This is a genomic window from Brachybacterium atlanticum, from assembly GCF_025669985.1.
Taxonomy (GTDB): Bacteria; Actinomycetota; Actinomycetes; order Actinomycetales; family Dermabacteraceae; genus Brachybacterium; species Brachybacterium conglomeratum.
Map to the genome: position 1 here is coordinate 1 of NZ_JAKJJW010000075.1, position 1,447 is coordinate 1,447.

The following is a 1,447-nucleotide window of genomic DNA, read 5'->3' on the forward strand; positions in this document are numbered from 1 at the left end:
GGGCTCTTCAGAGTTGAGTGTGGGCGCGCCGGTGATACGGGGTAGCTGAGGATAGACGTCGAGGTCCCCGAAGATGAGCGGACTCTTACCTCTGCTCGCACCAAGGACCTCGACGATGCCCAACCATAGTTGCGTATGCCCTGACGCGCTTGATCGCTGCGACCGATGCGACGTTCTCCTGGACTTCCCTGGCCTTCATCTGGTGGCCGTCTCGAAGGCCCGGGCCGGACTGTTGCTTGAGGTTGAGTCCTGCGATCCAGTGGCCGGATGCCCTGGCTGCGGTGTCATCGCCACTGGTCACGGCCGAGTGGTGGTCGAGATGATCGACGCGCCATGGGCTGGCCGACCGGTGCGGATTCGGTGGCGCAAGCGCCGCTGGATCTGCCTCGAGCGCGTTTGCGCGGTGACGACCTTCGCCGAGCAGAACCCGGAGGTCTGTGCACCGCGGGGCCTGCTGAGCACGCGCGCGATCCGCTGGGCGATCGGACAACTCCGGCGCGAGGGAGCGACGATCCAGGGCCTGGCCCGCCAGCTCGGCACGACCTGGAACACGCTCTGGTCCCAGGTCCGACCAGTCCTGATCAAGGCCGCGAACGACCCGTCCCGGTTCGAGGGCGTGCAGGTCCTGGGCGTGGACGAACACATCTGGCACCACCGGGACCCGCGCCGGCGCGGACCGAAGGAGCTCACCGGGATGGTCGATCTGACTCGCGGCACCCACCCCACCGCCAGACTTCTCGACCTCGTCCCAGGCCGATCCGGCAAGGCCTACCGAGACTGGCTCGACGAGCGCGGCGACGAGTTCCGCAAGCGGGTCGAGATCGCCACGCTGGACCCGTTCCAGGGCTACAAGAACGCGATCGATGACCAACTCGAGGACGCCACCTGCGTGCTGGATGCGTTCCACATCGTGAAGCTCGCCGGGGCTGCAGTCGATGACGTCCGCCGCCGGATCCAGCAGGAGACCCTCGGCCACCGAGGCCGCAAGGGCGACCCCCTCTACGGGATCCGCCATGTTCTCCGCGCCGGACGGGAACGCCTCACGCCGCGCCAGCAGACCCGCCTGGCCAGCGCATTCGCGGCCCATCCCGATCACGTCGCGGTCGAGGTCGCCTACCAGTGCGCCCAGGACCTCCGAGACGTGTTCCACCAGCCCACGCCCGCGCAGGGACGTCGACTCGCCCAGCGGCTCATCGACACGCTGCCCAGCTGTCCGATCCCCGAGATCGCGAGGCTGGGCAAGACCCTACGCCGCTGGCGGACAGCGTTCCTGGCCTACTTCGACACCGATGGCGCGAGCAACGGCGGCACAGAGGCCATCAACGGGATCATCGAACTCGGCCGCCGCATCGCCCGCGGCTTCCGGAACTTCGAGCACTATCGCCTCCGAATGCTCCTCATCACCGGCGGACTCGACGCCTCACCCCACACTCAACTCTGAAGAGCC

1 protein-coding gene is annotated in these 1,447 nt (G+C 67.8%); it reads left to right on the forward strand.

The features are described from left to right. The first annotated feature begins 115 nt into the window (after positions 1–115). On the forward strand, positions 116–1,441 hold the full coding sequence (locus L3K22_RS16605) for an ISL3 family transposase (protein WP_263312367.1): 1,326 nt from the start codon (positions 116–118) through the stop codon (positions 1,439–1,441). Positions 1,442–1,447: the final 6 nt, after the last annotated feature.